The sequence below is a fragment of the Nitrospirota bacterium genome (genome assembly GCA_040757595.1).
Classification (GTDB): Bacteria; Nitrospirota; Nitrospiria; order Nitrospirales; family Nitrospiraceae; genus JBFLWP01.
This window is the reverse complement of record JBFLWP010000006.1, coordinates 128,392-146,899: the sequence shown is the minus strand read 5'-3', so window position 1 is coordinate 146,899 and position 18,508 is coordinate 128,392. Positions and strand designations below refer to the sequence as shown.

The 18,508-nt window shown below is 69.2% G+C and carries 18 protein-coding genes; all 18 read right to left on the bottom strand.

What is annotated here, in order from left to right; translation table 11 throughout:
* Positions 1-146: 146 nt before the first annotated feature.
* A complete protein-coding gene (locus AB1411_07910; GenBank protein MEW6543521.1) occupies positions 147-1,259 on the bottom strand; it encodes a serine hydrolase domain-containing protein in 1,113 nt (370 codons plus the stop codon).
* A gap of 146 nt (positions 1,260-1,405) precedes the next feature.
* Entirely contained in the window at positions 1,406-1,891 is a 486-nt protein-coding gene (locus tag AB1411_07905; GenBank protein MEW6543520.1) for a DivIVA domain-containing protein, read from the bottom strand.
* A gap of 14 nt (positions 1,892-1,905) precedes the next feature.
* The gene (locus AB1411_07900; GenBank protein ID MEW6543519.1) at positions 1,906-2,202 is read right to left on the bottom strand and encodes a YggT family protein; all 297 of its coding nucleotides are present in this window, start codon (positions 2,200-2,202) and stop codon (positions 1,906-1,908) included.
* 19 nt (positions 2,203-2,221) lie between these two features.
* On the bottom strand, positions 2,222-3,037 hold the full coding sequence (gene proC, locus AB1411_07895) for a pyrroline-5-carboxylate reductase (GenBank protein ID MEW6543518.1): 816 nt from the start codon (positions 3,035-3,037) through the stop codon (positions 2,222-2,224).
* A gap of 46 nt (positions 3,038-3,083) precedes the next feature.
* Complete coding sequence (locus AB1411_07890) at positions 3,084-3,800, bottom strand: YggS family pyridoxal phosphate-dependent enzyme (GenBank protein MEW6543517.1); 717 nt, start codon at positions 3,798-3,800, stop codon at positions 3,084-3,086.
* Positions 3,801-3,900: 100 nt separating this feature from the next.
* Entirely contained in the window at positions 3,901-4,617 is a 717-nt protein-coding gene (pgeF, locus tag AB1411_07885) for a peptidoglycan editing factor PgeF (GenBank protein MEW6543516.1), read from the bottom strand.
* Between the two features lie 25 nt (positions 4,618-4,642).
* A complete protein-coding gene (gene ftsZ / locus AB1411_07880; protein ID MEW6543515.1) occupies positions 4,643-5,842 on the bottom strand; it encodes a cell division protein FtsZ in 1,200 nt (399 codons plus the stop codon).
* Between the two features lie 54 nt (positions 5,843-5,896).
* Positions 5,897-7,132 carry a cell division protein FtsA gene (ftsA, locus tag AB1411_07875; GenBank protein ID MEW6543514.1) on the bottom strand — a complete coding sequence of 412 codons (1,236 nt, stop codon included), beginning with the start codon at positions 7,130-7,132 and terminating at the stop codon, positions 5,897-5,899.
* A gap of 6 nt (positions 7,133-7,138) precedes the next feature.
* Positions 7,139-8,029: an FtsQ-type POTRA domain-containing protein gene (locus AB1411_07870; GenBank protein ID MEW6543513.1), complete on the bottom strand. Its 891-nt coding sequence runs from the start codon at positions 8,027-8,029 to the stop codon at positions 7,139-7,141.
* 38 nt (positions 8,030-8,067) lie between these two features.
* Entirely contained in the window at positions 8,068-9,090 is a 1,023-nt protein-coding gene (locus AB1411_07865; GenBank protein ID MEW6543512.1) for a D-alanine--D-alanine ligase, read from the bottom strand.
* Positions 9,091-9,142: 52 nt separating this feature from the next.
* Positions 9,143-10,063 carry a UDP-N-acetylmuramate dehydrogenase gene (gene murB / locus AB1411_07860; GenBank protein ID MEW6543511.1) on the bottom strand — a complete coding sequence of 307 codons (921 nt, stop codon included), beginning with the start codon at positions 10,061-10,063 and terminating at the stop codon, positions 9,143-9,145.
* Between the two features lie 131 nt (positions 10,064-10,194).
* Positions 10,195-11,574, bottom strand: coding sequence for a UDP-N-acetylmuramate--L-alanine ligase (gene murC, locus AB1411_07855; protein MEW6543510.1), 1,380 nt, complete (start codon positions 11,572-11,574; stop codon positions 10,195-10,197).
* 67 nt (positions 11,575-11,641) lie between these two features.
* Positions 11,642-12,820, bottom strand: coding sequence for an undecaprenyldiphospho-muramoylpentapeptide beta-N-acetylglucosaminyltransferase (gene murG / locus AB1411_07850; protein ID MEW6543509.1), 1,179 nt, complete (start codon positions 12,818-12,820; stop codon positions 11,642-11,644).
* Positions 12,817-13,884: a putative lipid II flippase FtsW gene (gene ftsW / locus AB1411_07845; protein MEW6543508.1), complete on the bottom strand. Its 1,068-nt coding sequence runs from the start codon at positions 13,882-13,884 to the stop codon at positions 12,817-12,819. The genes murG and ftsW overlap by 4 nt, the downstream gene beginning before the upstream one ends.
* A gap of 234 nt (positions 13,885-14,118) precedes the next feature.
* Positions 14,119-15,495, bottom strand: a complete 1,377-nt coding sequence (murD, locus tag AB1411_07840) for a UDP-N-acetylmuramoyl-L-alanine--D-glutamate ligase (protein ID MEW6543507.1) — start codon at positions 15,493-15,495, stop codon at positions 14,119-14,121.
* Positions 15,496-15,623: 128 nt separating this feature from the next.
* On the bottom strand, positions 15,624-16,700 hold the full coding sequence (mraY, locus tag AB1411_07835) for a phospho-N-acetylmuramoyl-pentapeptide-transferase (protein MEW6543506.1): 1,077 nt from the start codon (positions 16,698-16,700) through the stop codon (positions 15,624-15,626).
* A gap of 111 nt (positions 16,701-16,811) precedes the next feature.
* Positions 16,812-18,311, bottom strand: a complete 1,500-nt coding sequence (murF, locus tag AB1411_07830) for a UDP-N-acetylmuramoyl-tripeptide--D-alanyl-D-alanine ligase (protein MEW6543505.1) — start codon at positions 18,309-18,311, stop codon at positions 16,812-16,814.
* The gene (locus tag AB1411_07825; protein ID MEW6543504.1) at positions 18,283-18,498 is read right to left on the bottom strand and encodes a hypothetical protein; all 216 of its coding nucleotides are present in this window, start codon (positions 18,496-18,498) and stop codon (positions 18,283-18,285) included. The genes murF and AB1411_07825 overlap by 29 nt, the downstream gene beginning before the upstream one ends.
* Positions 18,499-18,508: the final 10 nt, after the last annotated feature.

Here is an 18,508-nt window from a genome sequence, read left to right as displayed (position 1 = left end):
AGGGGTGAAGAGCCATGCGATGATATCACGGGTGTACAGCAACCCACGCAATACCAGACACCAAGTACCCCCCACGGGGGGATGGATGCAGCGAGGACGGCGGGGATGCTCGCCGTGACAGGACCCGCGCCTTAGACCGCCTGCCATCAGTTTTCCGCGATCAACTCTTGATAGATGATGTCGTGAATCTTCGGGCGGAAGGCCCGGATCGCCTCGTTCTGCCTGGTCGGATGCACCCGGTTCGTCAGCAGCACCACCTCCAGCTCCCGCTCCGGATCGACCCAGAGCGAGGTTCCGGTATAGCCCAAGTGGCCAAAGGAGCTGGGCGAGAACTTGGTGCCGGAGGAGGAGGGAGCGGAGGGCGTGTCCCAGCCCAGCCCCCAGCTTGACCGGGCCGGGTGGGCCTGCCGGCTGGCGAAGCGGCGGACCAACGCCGGTTGAAGCGGGGAATCCCGTTCCAGGTAGCCGTTCAGCCAGCAGCCGGAGATATCGAGCACCGCCTCGGCGGTCCCGAACAGGCCGCTGTGTCCCGCGACTCCGCCCAGCGCATAGGCGTTCTCGTCGTGGACCTCCCCGCGGATCAGGCGCCCCCGCCAGGGGTCCTGCTCGGTGGGCGCGATGCGCGCCGGATCCACCGGATGGGTTCCCTGCTCCACGAAAAACAGCTCCGCGCCGACCGGTCGGTATACCCGCTCCGTCACGAAACGCGCCAGCGAGCAGCCGGCCAGCCGCTCGACGATTAGCCCCAGCAGGATGAAGCCCAGATCGCTGTAGCGGGCCCGCTCCCCGATCGGGCTCTCAAGGGGTTCGTCCCCGATGAGGCTTAGGACCAGTCCCCTGGCCGCCGAACTGCCCAGGAACCCCGATTCGCGGTGATCCCGTTCCGAGACCCGCTCGTAGAACGGCCGCCAGGCGGGAAGCCCGGAGCAGTGACTCAGGAGATGCAGGACGGTTGCGGCTCCGACCGGTTTCTCCTTCAGCTCCTCGATCAGGTGCCCGACCTGGTCGTCCGGATCCAGTCGTCCGCTCTGGACCAGACAGAGCGTTGCAGTGGCGGTCGCGAGGGGCTTGGTCAGGGAGGCGAGGTCGTAGATGGTGTCGAGCCGGGCCGGCTCTTCTTTCGGAACGAGCGCTGCCCGGCCGAAGGCCCGGTGGATCAGGAGAGAGCCCCGCAGCCGGACGGCCAGGACCGCCCCGGGGAAGACTCCCTCCTCCACCGCGGCCTCCATCGCGCGGCTGATCGGGTCGGGCTGAATCATTGCGAGGAGTGACGCGTGACGGGTGACAGGTGACGGGTACGGACGACGCAGAGGCGCAGAAACGCGGGGACGGGTCGCCCGCCGCGCCTCCCCCTCGCGTCTCCGCGCGGGTCCTCTCGCGCGTCACTCGTCACGTGTCACGAGCTTCACGCCTCACGGCGGTCAGCGTGATGCACGGCCTCGTCTTCTCCTTCCTCGACTTCCAGGATCCGCTCGAAGGTTCGCAGCGTCGCGCGCAGCCGCTCGATCGCCAGCGCACGCTGCTTGCGTAAATCGGAGAGATCCCGCTGCAACCCGGTCAGCTCCGCCCGGGCCTCCCGCAGCAGCTCGGACGCCTTGAGCTCCGCTTCCTTCATGATGAGCTCGGCCTCGCGCTGGGCGGCCTGCTTCAGGTCATCCGTGAGGGCCTGGGCGGACACCAGCGCGCCGGCCAGCGTCACCTCGGCCTTTTTCAGGCTGGCCAACTGTTCCTCGGTCGCCGCGAGTTTCTCGCGCAGGGCCGCGTTGTCTCCGGTCAGGCCCTCCACGGTCTGCGCGACGTCCTCCAGAAACTGATCCACGTCCTGCCGCGAGTAGCCGCGGAACCGCACCTTGAACTGCATCTGCTGGATGTCGAGCGGTGTGATCTTCATCGTGAGCCTCTCGGTTAGTGCATGCGGGCCGCCATCTCGAACAGCGACTGCACCAGCGCGTACTGCAAGAAGATGATGACGAGGATCGCGACGACCGGCGAGAGGTCAACGCCCATGCGCCAGCCGAGCAGCCGACGGATCGGCGCGAGGACCGGCTCGGTGGCCTGTTCGAGGAACCGCACGATCGGATTCCAGGGGTCGGGATTGACCCAGGAGATGAGGGCCCGGGCGATGATGACCCACATGTAGATGGTCAGCACCCAGTCGGCCACGCGGGCCAGTCCCTCCAAGACGTTGCCGGCGATGAACATCGGCGCCCCCTCGACAGGCTCAGGACGAGCCCAGCTCCTTCGATCGGTTCGCGGCGGCCTCCACCGCGGCGATGAGGCTCGCCCGCACCCGGCCCCGTTCGAGCTCGTGCAGCCCCGCGATCGTGGTCCCGCCGGGCGAGGCCACCCGGTCCTTCAGGCGGGCCGGATGCTCGCCGGTCTCCAGGAGCATCCGCGCGGCTCCCAGCACGGTCTGCGCGGCCAGCAGCTCGGCCACGGACCGGGGCAGCCCCGCCTTGACGCCGCCGTCCGCCAGCGCCTCGATCGCCGTGAAGACATAGGCCGGGCCGCTCCCGCTCAGGCCCGTCACCGCGTCCAACAACCGTTCCTCCAGCACCGCCACGCGCCCGACGGCTTCGAACAGCATCCGGGCCATGCGCTCGTCCTCGTCGGTCACGTCGGGGCCGAAGGCCAGCACCGACATGCCTTCCCGGACCAACGCCGGCGCGTTCGGCATCACCCGCACGATGCGGGGCCCCGTCGCGGCCCGGCCGGCCACGATCCCGTGGATGCGGCCGATCGGCACGCCCGCCGCGATCGAAATGACCAGGCGGTCCGAGAGGGCCGGTGCGATCTCCTCCAGCACCGCGTCCAGCACCTGCGGCTTGACCGCCAACAGGACGGCGTCGGCCCAGGTCACCGCCTCGGGATTGTCGGCCCCGACCCGGATGCCGAACCGGCGCTTGACGAGATCGCGGCGTTCAGCGCTCGTGTCGGTCGCCCACAGGCAGGATGGATCGAACGAGGCGGTCGAGAGCAGGCCGGCCAGCAGGGCCTCCGCCATCTGGCCCGCGCCGATAAATGCAATCCTTTTCATCTCGGATCTCGTCGCCCGCGACGTTTCACGCTTCACGAGAGACGCGTCACGCATCGGGCCGCGCCCCGAAGATCGCCGTCCCGACCCTGACGTAGGTCGCTCCTTCTTCGATCGCGACTTCATAGTCCTGCGACATCCCCATCGAGATCTCTTCCAGCCGGACCCGCAGCCACCGGCCCCCCGCCAGGGACCGGGCCAGCTCGCGGAGCCTCCGATGGTGGAGCCGCGAGCCCTCCGCATCCGGCGACGGCGGGGGAATCGCCATCAAGCCCTGCACCGCCAGGCTCGGCAGCCCGTCCATGGCGGCCAGCGCTTCTTCCAGGGCCTCCGGGGCGAATCCGCCCTTGCTCGCCTCCCCCCCGACGTTGACTTCCAGCAACACCGGCTGGACGATCCCCGCCTCCGCGGCCCGCCTGTTGATCTCTTCCGCCAGCTCCAGGCTCTCCACCGAATGGATCAGCCGGAAGAGACCGACCACCGCCTTGACCTTGCGGCGCTGCAGCCGTCCGATAAAATGCCAACTGACGCCGTCGGAGCCGAGCGCCTCGATCTTGGGGAGCGCCTCCTGCAGCCGGTTTTCGCCGAGGATCCCCACTCCTGCGGCGATCGCCCAGCGAATGGGCTCGGGCGGCACGGACTTGGTCGCCGCCACCAGGCGGACGGACTCGGGCGGTCGTCCGGCCCGTTGAGCCGACCGCCGGATGTTCTCGAGCACCGTCCTGACGTTCCGGCCGACGGCCTCCGAATCGAGTGTCTCCGCCACATTCACTCAACGATGAACGCGGAACGTAAAAGGATGAATGCAGAACCAGGACCGGATGACGAAGGGAATCTTACACCATTCATCGCTCCGCGTTCATCATTCATCGTTTCCTCGCAGGGGTCAGCATGATCCCGCTGACCATGGTCCCGTTGACCCGGCCCTCGCGGCGGTAGGAGTGGAAGAGGTCCGGGTGGCAGACCGTGCAGACGTTGGCCAGCGAGACGCGAACCCCATCCACCCCAAGCGCCCGCGCCTGGCGGCGGATGAGCTCGCGCAGGTCCAGCCTGGCCTTGCCCGGCCCCGTCTCGCGGACGACCTCCCGCCAGTCGGGAAAGTCTGCACGCAACGGTTGCAGCACTGGCTCGTCCACCTCATAGCAGCAGGAGCCGACCGAGGGACCGATGCCCACCGACAGATCGCGCGGCTCGGACCCGAACCGCCGCCGCATCACGCCGATCGTGCGCCGGACGATCCCGGCCACCGCCCCGCGCCAGCCGGCGTGGACCGCCGCCACAACTCCACGCACCGGATCGTGGATCAGGACCGGCACGCAGTCGGCCGTCCGGACCGTCAGCAGCACCCCCGGCTGGTTCGTGACCAGCGAATCCCATTCGCCGGCAAAGGCCGAGCCGGCCGAGACAGGCCGGTCCAGGACCAGCGCGTCGGTCCCATGCACCTGCTTGACCGCCACGACGGCGCGCGGAACGGGCCGGAAGGGGGCCGAGAGGTCGCGGGGATGGCCCCTGGTGCCGAAGAAGTGGCGGACGTTCCCCCGCCCGTCCGCCAAGCTCGGAACCGTGATCACACCAGCCGACATCGTGACTCGTGACGCGTCACGGGTTTCAATCCGCTTGCTTCCTCAGGAACGTCGGGACGTCCCACTCCTCGTCCATGGTCAAGCCCAGATTTTCCTGCCCCTCCCGGCGGCCCGTGAGCCTCCGGAGAAACGTCGGGCGGTCCAGGTTGCGCCGGGACGGCGCTTCGGCCTGGGCCCCACTGCGCGTGCCGGCGAGGGCCGGCTGCTGATGGGCCGGCGCCGTCGTCTGCCGGTCGAGGAGCGGCCGCTGCTTCTGAGGCTGCTCCTCGCGCTCGAATCCCGTGGCGATCACCGTCACCACGAGGTCCTCGCCCATCTCCTCGTTGATCACCTGGCCCACGATGATGTTGGCGTCCTGGTCGGCCGCGTCCCGGATGATCATCGCCGCCTGGTCCACCTCGTGCAGCGACATGTTGAGGCCGCCCGTGATGTTCAGCAGCACGCCTCTGGCCCCGGCCACGTTCCCGTCCTCCAGGAGCGGGCTCGAGACCGCCTTCTGCGCCGCCTCGACGGCGCGGTTCTCACCCCGCGCCATGCCCATCCCCATCACCGCACGGCCCGTGTAGGTCATCACGGTCCGGACGTCGGCGAAGTCCACGTTGACGTGGCCGGCGGTCGTGATCACGTCCGCGATGCCCTTGATAGCCTGGCGCAGCACGTCGTCCGCCACTTTGAACGCCTCCCGCAGCGGCATCTTCTTGTCCACGAGTTCCAGCAGGCGCTGGTTCGGGATCACGAGCAGCGTGTCCACGTACTTCTTCAACTCGCGGAGCCCGTCTTCGGCGTGGCTCATCCGCCGGTTCCCTTCGTACTTGAAGGGCTTGGTCACGACCCCGACCGTCAGGATCCCCAACTCCCGCGCGAGGCTGGCCACCACGGGGGCCGCGCCGGTCCCGGTGCCGCCGCCCATCCCGGCGGTGACGAACACCATGTCGGCGCCCTTCAGACTGTCCATGATGTCGTCCTTGCTCTCCAGCGCCGCCTCCTTGCCCACCTCCGGCTTGGCGCCGGCGCCGAGCCCGCGGGTCCGCTCCGGCCCCAACTGGATCTTGAACGCGGCCAGCGACTGGGTCAGAGCCTGGACGTCCGTGTTGGCCGCGATGAACTCCACGTGGCTGAGCCCCGTGGTGATCATCGTGTTCACCGCGTTGCAGCCGGCCCCGCCCACGCCGAGCACCTTGATGGAGACTGGCTGTCTCGCCTCTTCCTCTTCGAATGAGAACATCGCGCCCCTCCTTTCCCCAAACCTCTCGCCCCTCGCCTCGAACCCCGTGCCCGATTAGAAGAACTCCAGCATCCACGCCCGCATCCGTCCGAACACCCGCCCCACCCCGCGGCCACCGCGCAGGCCGGCCGTCTCCATCTCGCCCGAGTGCCGGTGGGCGTAGAGGATCAGGCCGACCGCCGTCGCGTGCATGGGCGTGCCCGCGATGTCCCGCAACCCCTCCACCCCGTGCGGCGCGCCGCGGCGGGCCGGCAGGTTGAGGACCCGCTCCGCCGCCTCCTGCATGCCGGCCAGCATGGAGGTGCCGCCCGTGATCACCACCCCGGCCCCCAGCATCTCCTCGTAGCCCGCCCGCCGGATCTCGTCGCGCACGACCTCGAACATCTCCTCTACGCGCAGTTGGATGATCTGCGCCAGGTCGCGCCGCGGCACCATCCGCGCGGGGCGGTCGCCCACCGCCGGCACCTCCACCGTCTCGTCCGCGCGCACTAGGTCCAGCAGGGCCGCCCCGTGCTTGATCTTGATCCGCTCGGCTTCGGTCTGGGAGGTGAGCAGCCCCATCGCGATGTCCCGGGTCAGGTGCTGGCCGCCGATCGGGAGCACCGCCGTGTGGCGGATGCTCCCCTCCACGAAGATCGCGAGGTCGGTCGTGCCGCCGCCCAGATCGATCATGGCCACGCCCAGGTCCTGCTCTTCCGCGCTCAGGACGGCGTGGCTGGAAGCCAGCGGCTGGAGCACGATGTCCATGACGTCGAGCCCGGCCCGGTTCACGCTCTTGACGAGGTTCTGGGCCGACGTGACGGCGCCGGTGATGATGTGCACGTCCACTTCCAGCCGGGCTCCGGACATGCCCAGGGGCTCCCGGATGCCGTCCTGGTCGTCCACGATGAATTCCCGGGGGATGACGTGCAGGATCCGCCGGTCCGGCTCCACGACCGCCACGGCCCGCGCCGTCTCGATCGCGCGCTGCACGTCCGCGCGGGTGACCTCCTTCTTGTTCAACGTGACGACCCCGCGCGAATGGCCGCCGGAGATGTGGCTGCCGGCGATGCTGGTGTAGACCGAGTTGATGTCGATCCCGGCCATCAGCTCCGCGTCCTCCACCGCCTTCTTGATGGACTCGACGGTGCTCTCGATGTCCACCACCACGCCCTTCTTCAGCCCCCGGGACGGGCTCGACCCGACCCCGATGACGTCGAGTGTGTTGTCCTCCGTGACCTCGGCCACGAGCGCGCAGATCTTCGTCGTGCCGATGTCCAGCCCCACCAGGAAATGATCTCGTTTGGCCACCGCTGGTTACCCCCTTTCGCGCAGGATCACCTTGCCTGGATAGCGCAGGTCCACTTCGTTGCTCCGGTTCGAGTCGTCGCCCTGGTCCACACGCCGGGCCGGGCACCCATTGCCTGGAGCCCCTTGCTCCGGAAGACCCGTTGCAACTCGTTGGGCAACGGGTCGTAGCAAAGGGTCGGATGTGCAATGGGTGGTGATTTTCCGGTACCGGTCCCACTTCTCCTCGAACGGCGAGGGGCCGAAGTGGAACCGGAGCCCCCCGACGTAGGCGACGGCGTTGTCCGGGTTGCCCAGGTCCACCTCCGGCCGGTCCGGGAACTCGTTCTCCAGCAGCCCGGCCAGCTTGATGCCGGTCTGCGCGGCGCGGCGGGCCCGCTCCTCCCCCTGCATGAGGCCCTCCGGCTCCACGCCGACCAACAGGGGCAGGCCCGGGTCCTCGCCGGGCGACAGGACCGTCAGCACGGAACCCTCCCCGTCGAGGAGAAGCCGCAGCCCAGGAGCCCGGAGCACGGCGGCCGGCTGACGCTCGACGATCGCCACGTCGAGCCCGTGCGGCAGCGAACGGGACACGACCGCCCGCTTGATCCAGGGATGCACCTCCAGCCTCGTCGCGAGGACTTGAGGGCGTACCGACCACTGGGTCTCGCCCGGCGCGAGGGCCAGCCGCTCCAGCACTTCCGCCCTCGTGACCTGCCGGATGCCGGTCACCGTCACCTCGCGGATCTCCAGCCATTCGTGCAGCACCGGCTCGGCCCGCTCGTAGGCCGCGGACCAGCCCCAGCCCAGAATCGCAAGGCCGGCGGCCCACAGGAGCAGCCAGCCCGGCTCCGTCTTCACACGGACGGCCTGCCAGCGTCGGCCGATCGGGCCGGGCCGGGAAGCGCCCTTTCGCCGCACGTTGGGACGCGGACCGCTCCTTCGCTTCGTCCAGCCCATTACAGGCCTCTCCCGCCCCAGATCTTCTCCGCCCCGCCGGAAGCCTTGGCCCGCTGGAGGGCCGACTCCAGGATCCGCTCGGTCAACGAGTCGTAGTCGAGGCCCGCCTGAGCCGCAGCCATCGGGAGCAGGCTGGTCTCGGTCATCCCCGGAATCGTGTTCACCTCCAGGACGTAGGGCCGCCCCCGCTTCGTCACGCGGAAATCCACCCGGGCCGCCCCCTCGCAGCCTACGACGAGGAACGTCTTCACGGCCAGCTTGAGCACCAGTCCGGTGACCGACGCGGACAAGGGCGCGGGGCAGAGGTAGCCAGTCCGTCCCTTCTGATACTTCGCCGAGTAGTCGTAGAACCCGCCCGGCGCCACGACCTCCACCGGCGGCAGGGCCACCGGCTCCCGCCGTCCCGCCAGGACCGAGACGGTCACTTCCCGTCCCGGGATGTAGGCCTCGACGACCGCTTCCTCGTCGTAGACGTGGGCGCGCCGCAGAGCGGGCAGCCATTCGGCCGGACGGCGGACGATCGAGACCCCGATCGTGGAGCCCTGGGAGGCCGGTTTCACGACGACCGGCCAGCGCAGGCCGGCCGGGAGCGGGGCGCGACCGGCGTCCTGGCCGGCCCGCACCACGGTCCCGGACGCGACCGGAATCCCGTGGTAGGCCAGCAGCGCCTTCGTCGTCACCTTGTGCATGGCGACGGCGCTGGCCCGGACGCCGGACCCGGTGTAGGGCATGCCGATCGAATCCAGGAGCCCCTGGATCGTCCCGTCCTCCCCGCCGGGCCCGTGCAGGGCCAGGAACACCAGCCCCACCTTCTTGGCCCGCAGTTGCGGCAGGAGCGGGGCGCGCGCGTCGATCGCCACCGCGTCGTACCCGCGCCGGAGCAGCGCCTGGTGCACGGCCCGTCCCGTCCGGAGCGAGATCTCCCGTTCGGCCGACCGCCCCCCCATCACGACCCCGATCCTGGCCCTCGTCAGCAACTCGTGATGGGTGATGGGTGATCGGTGATGCGTCTTCTTCCTCATCTCTGATCCCCCTCGTCGCCCATCACTCATCACCTGTCACGCGTCACGGTCGTTACGGTTGGCCGACGATCTTCAATTCCAGCTCCAGCGTGACGCCGGCCCGCTCCTCGACCGTCCGGCCGACCTGCTTGATCAGCGCGATCACGTCTTCGGCCGAGGCCCGGCCCACGTTGACCACGAAGTTCGCGTGCTTCCCGGAGACCTGGGCGTCGCCGACCGTGGCCCCCTTCAACCCGACCGACTCGATCAGGCGGCCGGCCGAGTCGTGCGGCGGGTTCTTGAAGACGCAGCCGGCGCTCGGCAGGGCCAGCGGCTGGGTCTCCTTCCTGTGCCGCAGGTATTCCTTCACGACCGATTCGATCTTCTCGCGGGAGCCGGGCTTGAGTTGGAGCCAGGCCCCGACCACGATGCCGCGCGGCAGGATCGCCCGGCGGTAGCTGAAGCGGACGGCCGAGGCCGGCACGTCCACGACCGAACCCTTCCGGTCCACGATCCGCACGGCCTTCAGGCAATCCTTCATCTCGCCCAGCCTCGTGCCGGCGTTCATGACCACGCACCCGGCCACCGTGCCCGGGATGCCCGCCGCCCATTCGAGCCCGGAGAGCGACCGGCTGATCGCATGCTTCATCAGCGTCGGCATCCCGACCCCGCCCTCCGCATAGACCACGTGGCCCGGCTCGTCCTTGATCGCGTTCAGCCGCGAGAGGTTCACCACGACGCCCCGGATGCCCTTGTCGCGCACGAGCAGGTTCGTCCCCCCGAGCACGAAGATCGGCGCCTTCGCCGCGCGGGCTTGGACGACCAGCCGCCTGAGATCCTCCACGTCGGCGGGGAGCACCAGCACGTCCGCCGGTCCCCCGATCCTGAACGAGGTATAGTCGGCGAGCGGCGCGTCGAACTTCACCTTTCCACGCAGACCGGCGACAACCGCGCGCAGGTCCTGTTTGCTCAAGGCTCGATGGATCCGGCTCATCTTGACCAACGTGACGGGCGACGCGGGGACCCGTGGCTCCGGGAAATGCAACGGGTCCCCGGTGACGGGTAAAATCTCCTGTCCTATCAGCGAACACTCATCGCTCATCACCGATCACCTGATCACGGCTCTCACAACCGCTCCAGGATCTGCGGTCCCGCCTTCCAGACGTCGCCGGCCCCGAGCGTGAGGACCAGGTCGCCCGGCCTGAGGTGGGGTAGAACCCGCTCCACCAACTGGTCCTTCCCCTCCACCCATTCCACCGAGCGGTGCCCCGTGGCCCGGACCGCCTCCGCCAGCTTTTCCCCGGTCACGCCGGGAATCGGGGACTCGCTCGCCGCGTAGATCTCGGTCACGAACAGGAGGTCGGCCAGGTCGAACGATCGGGCGAACTCCTCCAGCAGGTCCCGCGTGCGCGTGTACCGGTGGGGCTGGAAGAGCACCACCAGACGCCGGTCCCAGCCCCGCTTGGCCGCCGACAGGGTGGCGCGGATCTCGGTCGGGTGGTGGCCGTAGTCGTCTACGACCATGACGTCGTTCCGCTCCCCGCGCAATTGGAAGCGCCGCTCCACGCCGGCGAAAGAGGCGAGGCCCTTCCGGATCAGATCGATCGGCACGTCCAGCTCCAGCCCGATCGCGATCGCGGCCAGCGCGTTGGCCACGTTGTGGATGCCGGGGACCGAGAGACGAAAGGGCCCCAGGCTCTTCTCGCGAAAGTAGGCCCGGAACTCCGACTCCCACTTGTTGAGTCTGACGTTGTCCGCGCGGAAATCGGGCGGCGGCGAGCCGGGCTGAGGCTGGAGTCCGTAGGTCTGGTACCGCTTCACGACCCGCGGGAGCAGGGCCCGGAGGTGCCCGTCGTCCAAGCAGAGGACCGCCAGCCCGTAGAAGGGCACCCGGTTGATGAACTCCAGGAAGCCCTCCTGCAGCCGGTCCATGGTCTTGTAGTAGTCCAGGTGCTCCCGGTCGATGTTGGTCACGGCCACGATGGAGGGGGAGAGCTTGAGGAAGGAGCCGTCGCTCTCGTCCGCCTCCGCGACCAGGAGATCGCCGCGCCCCAGCCTCGCGTGGCTCCCGAGCGCGTTGACCTTGCCGCCGATCACGATCGTGGGGTCGAGGCCGCCCTGGGCCAGGACCGACGCCACCATGGAGGTCGTCGTCGTCTTGCCGTGCGCGCCGGCGATGGCGATCCCGTACTTCAGCCGCATCAGTTCCGCCAGCATCTCCGCCCGGGGGATGACCGGGATGTGCTTGGCCTTGGCCGCCGCCACTTCGGGGTTCTGGACCGACACGGCCGAGGAGACGACCACCACTTGCGCCTCGCCGACGTTGGCCTCCTGATGCCCGATGAAGATCCGGCCGCCCAGCTCCTCCAGACGCCTCGTGGTCTCCGAAGCCTGGAGGTCCGAGCCGGTGACCTTGTAGCCCAGCGTCAGCAGCACCTCCGCGATGCCGCTCATGCCGGCCCCGCCGATCCCGACCAGATGGATATGCTGGATCTTCCTGAACATGGATATCCGGTGCCGCCCGGTCAGCCCCTGAGCCCCGTTCCCGCCCTTCGATCCGTTGAGCCCCGCCTCACGATCGCGCTCCCGCCGCTCCAACAGGCCTGTTGGTGTCATGCCGTCCTCCCACGAGTGTTCGACATTCGCGCACGATCAGCTCCGCCGCATCGGTCCTTCCCAGCGCCCGGCTCCGCTCGCCCATCGTCCGGAGGCGGGCCTCGTCGGACAACAACGTCGCGACGGTCCGGGCCAGCCGTTCGCCGGTCAGTTCGTTTTGCAACAGCACCACTGCCGCCCCCGCCTGTTCCAGGACCCGCGCGTTTTTCTCCTGGTGCCCATAGATCGCGGTCGGCAGCGGGATCAACACCGCCGGCTTGCCGCAGGCCGCCAGTTCCGCCAGCGTCACGGCGCCGGCCCGCGCCACCACGAGGTCCGCCGCGCGCAACGCGTCGGGCATCTCGAACAGGAACGGGACCACCTCGGCCCGGACTCCGGCCGCCTCATAGGCGGCGGCGACGGACGCCCGGTCCGCCTCCCCGGTCTGATGGACGATCGCCGGCTCCGCGCCGACCGCGCGCAGGTGCGGCAGGGCCTCGACCATCGCCCGGTTGATCGCGCTGGCTCCCTGGCTCCCGCCGAAGACCAGCAGGGTCTTTCGACCCTGCGGGCCCGAGGCACGCGGCGCGGGGCGAGGGGGTTCGGAACCGCTCGCGCCTCGCGTCTCATGCCCCGTGGCCCCGTCTTCGTAGAACTCGCGTCGGATCGGCGTGCCCGACGCCCGGACCTTGGCCCGGGCGAAATGGGGGCCCGCCGCCTCGAAGGCCAGGAACACCAGGTTCGCGATCGGCCCCAGCAGCTTGTTGGCCAGGCCCGGATAGGCGTTCGGCTCCAGAATCACCCGCGGCACCCCCAGCAGGAAGGCCGCCAGCAGCAGGGGCGGGCTGGTGTAGCCCCCGATGCCGATCGCCAAGTCGGCGTTCCTGGCCCGGAGCAGCCGGGCCGCCTGCCAGATCCCCAGCGGCACCGTGAGCAGCGCGGCCGACGCTCTCCACGCTCCCCGTCCCATGACCGGCTGGGCCGCGACCATCACGAGTTCGAATCCCTCATGCGCCAGCACCTTCGTCTCGAGCCCGCGCGGCGTCCCGACGAAGACGATGCGGCTCGCCGGGTCCTGCCGCAGAAACTCCCGCGCCAGCGCGACCGCGGGGTACAGGTGCCCGCCGGTGCCTCCGGCCGCGATCACGATCGTCATCGCCGCGCGAACCCGGCGCCGTACCCTTGGGCCTGCCAGCCCCCCTGGCGATCCCGCGAGACGCTCAACAGGATGCCGATCGCCAGCAGGTTCACGAGCAGCGAGGAGCCGCCGTAGCTGACGAGCGGCAGGGTCAGCCCCTTGGTCGGCAACATCCCGGTCACCACGCCCGCGTTGATCAGGGCCTGGACGCCGAGCAGCAGCGTGATCCCCAGAGCCAGGTGACGGCCGAAGGGCTCCCGCGCCCTGGTGGCGATCTGAAATCCCCGCAGGACGAGCACCGCGTACAGGATGATGATCGCGCCCGCGCCGACCAGCCCCAATTCCTCCCCCACCAGCGCCAGCACGAAGTCCGTGTGGGCCTCGGGCAGGAAAAAGAGCTTCTGCTTCCCCTCGCCCAGCCCGACGCCGAACAGGCCTCCGCTGCCGAAGGCCAGGAACGACTGGTTCACCTGGAAGCCGGCGCCGGTCGGGTCCTTCTCCGGGTCCAAAAACGTCATCAGCCGCTGCAGCCGGTACGGCGACTTCCAGATCAGGAATCCCACCAGGGGCAGGGCGCTCAACAGCACCAGCGAGAGGTGGCTGAGCCCGGCGCCGGCCAGGAACAGGAGCCCCAGCGTCACCAGGCCGATCACCACCACCGTGCCCAGGTCCGGCTGCAGCACCACCAGCCCGGCCAGCACCCCGACGACCACCAGCGGGGGCAGGAAGCCGGCGGCGAATTCCGTCAGCCGCGCCTCCTTCCTGGTCAGGTAGGAGGCCAGGTAAAGCACCACCGCCAGCTTGACCATCTCGGCCGGCTGCACCGAGACGGGCCCGAGGCGGATCCAGCGCCGCGCACCCTTGGCCACCACGCCCACGCCGGGGATCAGCACCAGAATCAACGAGAACGTCACCACGGCCAGGATCGGCAGGGCCAGCTTGCGCCAGACCGTGTAGTCCGTGCGCGAGGCCACCTGGAGCAGCAGGAATCCGAAAGCCAGCCAGGCCAGTTGCCGCTTGAGGTAATAGATGGAGTCGTGGAAGCGATTGCCCGCGACCACCCCGCTGGCGCTGAACACCATCACGAGCCCGACCAGGGTCAGGGCCACCGTCACCGCCAGCACGCCCCCGTCGGCGCCGGCCCGCTCCCGCGACCGTCCTCCCGAGGACGGCCAGGGCAGCGCCAGCGTTCCGGCCTGGGCTCCTCTGCGCGTCATCCATCAACCCCTTAGGTGACAAGTGACAGGTGATCGGTGATCGGTGATAAAGAGCGGTGAAGCCTATTTCCAAACTCGTCACGCGTCACCGATCACCCGTCACGGGAGGCTGTTGACCAGCTCCTTGAACTGCCGGCCACGGTCCTGATAGTCCCGGAACATGTCGAAGCTGGCGCAGGCCGGGGACAGCAGCACCACGTCCCCCGCGCCCGCCTCGCGCGCCGCCTGCTCCACCGCCTCGCGCAGGGAGCCGGCCTGCGCGACGCGCTCCCACCCGCGCAGCGCCTCCCGGATGCGCGGCGCCGCTTCGCCGATGAGGATGACCCGCTTCGCGCGGCGCAGCACCGGCTCGCGGAGCCGCGCGAAGTCCCCTCCCTTGTCCTTGCCGCCCGCGATGAGCAGGACCGGCGCGTCCAGGCTTTCCAGGGCCTTGACCGTGGCGTCCACGTTCGTGCCCTTCGAATCGTTGACGAACTTGACCCCCTGCCGTTCCCGCACGAGCTCCAGCGCATGCTCGAGCCCGGGGAAGGTCCCGAGCACCCGGCGCATGGCGCCGGCCGGACAGCCGCAGAGCGCGCCGATCACGGAGGCAGCCAGGACGTTGGCCACGTTGTGCGAGCCCAGGAGCCTGAGCTCGTTGCGCCGGCAGACCTCCTCGGCCTTCCCGCCGATCGTCACCATGAGCCGATCACCCTGGAGCCACGCACCCTCTCCGCCGGCCAGCCCGGCTCGGCGGACGGTGAATCCCATCTTCCTCGCGCGGACCAGCCGCGCCAGGCCCGCCACCCGCTCGTCGTCCAGGTTCAGCAGCGCCACGTCCTGCCCGGTCTGGTTCTCGAAGATCCTGGCCTTGGCCGCGACATAGTCCTCGAGGGAGTCGTACCGGTCCAGGTGATCCGTCGTGATGTTGAGCAGCGCCGCCAGCCAGGGACGGAACCGCTCGACCGTCTCCAGTTGAAAGCTGGACACCTCCGCCACGACGTATTCATAGGGCGTTGCCGTCCCCGCCCGGAGGCAGGCGAGCGCCGCTTCGCAGAGGGGCGTGCCCAGGTTGCCGCCCACGAAGGCCCGCTTGCCGCTCTCCTTCAGAAAGAGCCCGGCCAGCGTCGCGGTGGTGCTCTTCCCGTTGGTCCCGGTCACGGCCACGATCGGTCCGCTCAGAAACCGGGAGGCCAGCTCCAGTTCTCCGATCACCGCCACGCCCCGTCGCCTGGCCGCCTCCAGCGACGGAAGCCGGAACGGCACGCCGGGACTGATCACGATCAGGTCGGCCCCATCGAATGCGGATTCGTAGCCCTGGCCCAGGCGGAGCGACAGGGCGCGCCGGTCCAGCCTGGTCAGCGCTTCGCCCAGCTCCGACTCGGCCTTGCCGTCGGCCACGGTGACTCTGGCTCCCAGGGCCAAAAGCAGGCGGGCCGCCGCCACGCCGCTGCGGGCCAGCCCGACCACAGTGACCCGCGCTCCTCCGAGATCCATCGTCGCCCATGAACCCATGGATGTTGACCATCAGTGGGCAACCGGCACAGGCTCGTGGCCCGAGGCGCGAGATAAGGGGTCAGGTTCCCGCTTCCACCTCTCGCCACTTACCCCTCGCCTCGTGCCTGTCACCGTAGCTTCAGCGTGCTCAGACTCAGCAGCGCCAACAGGATCGCGATGATCCAGAGCCGCACCACCACCTTCGGCTCCTCCCACCCCTTCATCTCGAAATGGTGGTGGATCGGCGCCATGAGGAAGATCCGTTTCCTGCGCGACTTGTAGGAGATCACCTGGAAGATGACCGAGATGGCCTCGATCACGAACACGCCGCCCACCAGGATCAGCAGCAGTTCGTGTTTGCTGGCCACCGCCACCGTCCCCAGCGCCGCCCCCAAGGGAAGAGAGCCCACGTCCCCCATGAAGACGGAGGCCGGATAGGTATTGAACCAGAGAAAGCCCAGGCTGGCCCCGAAGATCGTCGCGGTGAAGACGGCCAGCTCCCCCGCCCCCTCGATGTAGGGAATCAGCAGGTAATCGGAGATGACGTGGTTCCCGACCACGTAGCTCACGATCGTGTAGGCGAGCGAGGCGATCATCACGGGCCCGACCGCCAGACCGTCCAGGCCGTCGGTCAGGTTGACCGCGTTGGAGCTCCCGACGATGACCAGGATCGCGAACGGGATGTAGAGGAGTCCCAGGTCCGGCGTGAAGGTCTTGAAGAACGGCACGCTCAGCTTGGTGGAATAGCCGGGCAGGAAGTAGAAGAAGACGCCGAGTCCCAGCGCCACGAGCCCCTGCGCGAGGAATTTCTGCGTGGCCGTCAGCCCCTTGGACTGCCGCCGCACGAACTTCAGGTAGTCGTCCACGAACCCGATCAGCCCGAATCCCGCGGTGGCGAAGACCACCAGCCACACGTAGGGATTGGTCACGTCGGCCCAGAGCAGGGTCGAGAGCAGCACCGCGAACAGGATCAGGAGCCCGCCCATCGTCGGCGTCCCGCTCTTGGCCAAGTGCGTCTTGGGCCCGTCGTCCCGCACCTGCTGCCCGAGCCGGATCTCCTGCAACTTGCGGATCAGCGGCGGCGCCAGCACAAACGCGATGAGGAAGGCGGTGACCGCCGCATAGATGATCCGGAAGCTGAGGTAGCGAAAGACGTTCAGGAAGGAGAACTCTGTGTGCAGGGGATAGAGCAGCAGGTACAGCATTCTTCAGACCGGAGCCTATGGCTGATGGCTTATGGCTGATGGCTCAAGCGAGTGATGAAAGCGATGTCGCGCCTTCACCTCTCCGGCCATACGCCATGGGCCATGCGCCAATTAGCTCTCCTTTTCCGTCAGCGTTTCGATGGCCCGTTCCATCTTCATGCCGCGCGACGCCTTGACCAGCACCACGTCGCCCGGCCGGGCCAGCTCCTTCACGATCCCGCCGGCCGCTTCCGCGTCCGCCGCTTCCCGGATCCGCCCCTCGTCCATGCCGGCCGCGCGGGCCCCCTCGGCGATGCCCCGCCCGAGGGTCCCGCAGGCGACCAGGTGCGAGACGCCCCGCTCCGCCACCGACGCGCCGACTTCCCGGTGCAGCGCGGGTGAGTCCGGCCCCAGCTCCAGCATGTCGCCGAGCACGGCGATCGTCCGCCCGCCGGCCCCCAGCTCGGTCAACAGCGCGACGGCCGCCTTCATCGAAGCGGGGTTCGCATTGTAACAGTCGTTGACGATGCGGATGCCCCGCCAATTCCTGATCTGGGACCTCATCGAGGCGGGCCGGAACCGGGCCAGTCCGCGGGCGATCGCCACGCCGCTCATGTCGAGCAGGAACCCGACCGCCGCCGCCGCGAGCGCGTTCGAGAGGTTGTGCAGCCCGTGGACCGCGAGCGTCACCGGCGTCCCGCGCGTCCGCCCGGGCAGCACGAGCTTGCAACTCAGGCCGCGACGGGGGTCCTGGACGATGTCAGTTGCCCGCACCTCCGCCTGGGGCGAAAGGCCGAACGAGAGGACCCGGCAGCGGGCCCGGGACGCCAGGTAGTCGAAGTAGGCGTCGTCCGCGTTCAGCACGACCGCGCCGTCCGGCGGGAGCAGGTCCAGCAGCTCGCCCTTGGCCTGGGCCGAGGCCGCCAGGCTTCCGAAGAACTCCAGGTGATCCGGCCCGATGTTCGTGATGATCCCGATCGTCGGGTGCGCGATCTCGCAGAGGCGGGCGGTCTGCCCCTTGCGGTCCACCCCCATCTCGATGACGGCCGTCTCGTGTTTCGACGTCAGCCGGAAGAGGGTCTGGGGAACCCCGACGCGGTTGTTCAGGTTCCCCTCGGTCTTGAGCACCGTCCCCCACTCCGCGAGCACCTCGGCGACCATGTCCTTCGTCGTCGTCTTCCCGTTGCTGCCCGTCACCGCCACGAGCGGGATCCGGAACCGGCTCCGGTGGTGGGCGGCCAGTTGCTGGAAGGCCGCCAGCGTGTCCGGCACCTTCACGAGAAAGGGGGCGGCCGCCTCCGCCCGCCGGCCGGGCCCCGCCGGCCGCTCGGCGCCGGGAAGCGGAACCGGCTTCTGCACGATCGCGCCCACCGCTCCCCGCCCGATCGCGGTCGCGACGAAGTCGTGTCCGTCGAACCGCTCGCCCGCGAGGGCGACGAAGAGGTCTCCGCGACGGACGTCCCGCGAGTCGGTGCAGACCCGCTTGATTCCGCGGGGCTCACCGGACAGGAGCCGGCCGCCGGTCACTTCCAGCACCTCTTCCACCGTGAACAGCAGCATATCCCAAACGGAGCGGCGGTCCTCGGCTCTGGCCGACGCCGGTTCAGCGATGCAGCCCTTGAGTCCCGCCACGAGCCTCCCCCATGACCTGCCGATACCGGGACTTGACCCGGCCGAGCGCGGTGCCGATCGTCTCGCCCGGATGGACCGCGAAGGTCGTGCCGGTTTCCGGATCCATGCAGAGGATGAACGCCGTGCCCTCGTCCATGTGCTGGATCCCGTGCACCTTGATGCCCTGGACTCGTTCCAGATCCGTCATGACAGCCTCC

Excerpts from the sequence above, each read along its gene's own strand:
- AB1411_07910 (MEW6543521.1), bottom strand. The coding sequence starts at position 1,259 with ATGATTCAGCCCGACCCGATCAGCCGCGCGATGGAGGCCGCGGTGGAG.
- AB1411_07905 (MEW6543520.1), bottom strand. The coding sequence starts at position 1,891 with ATGAAGATCACACCGCTCGACATCCAGCAGATGCAGTTCAAGGTGCGG.
- AB1411_07900 (MEW6543519.1), bottom strand. The coding sequence starts at position 2,202 with ATGTTCATCGCCGGCAACGTCTTGGAGGGACTGGCCCGCGTGGCCGAC.
- proC (MEW6543518.1), bottom strand. The coding sequence starts at position 3,037 with ATGAAAAGGATTGCATTTATCGGCGCGGGCCAGATGGCGGAGGCCCTG.
- pgeF (MEW6543516.1), bottom strand. The coding sequence starts at position 4,617 with ATGTCGGCTGGTGTGATCACGGTTCCGAGCTTGGCGGACGGGCGGGGG.
- ftsZ (MEW6543515.1), bottom strand. The coding sequence starts at position 5,842 with ATGTTCTCATTCGAAGAGGAAGAGGCGAGACAGCCAGTCTCCATCAAG.
- AB1411_07865 (MEW6543512.1), bottom strand. The coding sequence starts at position 9,090 with ATGAGGAAGAAGACGCATCACCGATCACCCATCACCCATCACGAGTTG.
- murB (MEW6543511.1), bottom strand. The coding sequence starts at position 10,063 with ATGAGCCGGATCCATCGAGCCTTGAGCAAACAGGACCTGCGCGCGGTT.
- murC (MEW6543510.1), bottom strand. The coding sequence starts at position 11,574 with ATGTTCAGGAAGATCCAGCATATCCATCTGGTCGGGATCGGCGGGGCC.
- murG (MEW6543509.1), bottom strand. The coding sequence starts at position 12,820 with ATGACGATCGTGATCGCGGCCGGAGGCACCGGCGGGCACCTGTACCCC.
- ftsW (MEW6543508.1), bottom strand. The coding sequence starts at position 13,884 with ATGGTGTTCAGCGCCAGCGGGGTGGTCGCGGGCAATCGCTTCCACGAC.
- murD (MEW6543507.1), bottom strand. The coding sequence starts at position 15,495 with ATGGATCTCGGAGGAGCGCGGGTCACTGTGGTCGGGCTGGCCCGCAGC.
- mraY (MEW6543506.1), bottom strand. The coding sequence starts at position 16,700 with ATGCTGTACCTGCTGCTCTATCCCCTGCACACAGAGTTCTCCTTCCTG.
- AB1411_07825 (MEW6543504.1), bottom strand. The coding sequence starts at position 18,498 with ATGACGGATCTGGAACGAGTCCAGGGCATCAAGGTGCACGGGATCCAG.